Origin of the sequence: Psychromonas sp. Urea-02u-13 (assembly GCF_002835995.1) — a bacterium.
Lineage (GTDB): Bacteria > Pseudomonadota > Gammaproteobacteria > Enterobacterales > Psychromonadaceae > Psychromonas.
The window spans coordinates 1-609 of record NZ_PJBZ01000238.1; the positions used below are offsets into that span (position 1 = coordinate 1).

General features: G+C 41.5%; 1 protein-coding gene. It reads right to left on the reverse strand.

Features of this window, described 5'->3' with window-relative positions; genetic code table 11:
* Positions 1 to 609 (reverse strand): IS91 family transposase (locus CXF74_RS21590; RefSeq protein WP_198552965.1); only part of this gene is annotated, 609 nt, incomplete at both ends.

Below are 609 nucleotides of genomic sequence, written 5' to 3' on the forward strand. Positions count from 1 at the left end.
CGTACCACCTTCTTTATAGCGAAACGTTACGTTTTCGTCGGTTAGCTTGATGATGTCTTTGTCGGGTAAAACACCGCGATACAGGTAACGAGATAAATACTGTAGTGACGACAAACCGAACCCCACTTTACGACAATCGACAACCCATTTTTTAGGGATGTCATTAGGTAGTGTTAACTCCGCACTGTGATTAATCGCATCAATCATTTTTGCCCGCCATACTTTGGCAAGTGAAAACGCATTAAACAAATAGTTGTTATCGCCTTTATGCCATTGTTTTTTGGCTACATCATAACGTCCAGAAGGGACAATGATGTGTAGGTGAGGATGCAATTCTCTTTTACGGTTATGAGTGTGCAATACGCTGGTAAATCCTAAATCGCCTTTATTTTCTCGTGACGCAAAGCCTTTTAATAAATTTGATGTCACTTGAAACATCAGTTGATACATGGCTTTGGGATGTTGTCGAGCAAGGCCTCTGAACTGATAGGGTAAAGTGAAGGTCACCATGTAATAGTGTACGGGTAATAATTTATCGGTTTGTTTGGCGAGCCAATTTGACGTGGTTTGATGCAAACATTGTGGGCAACTTCGGTTTCCACAGGATGC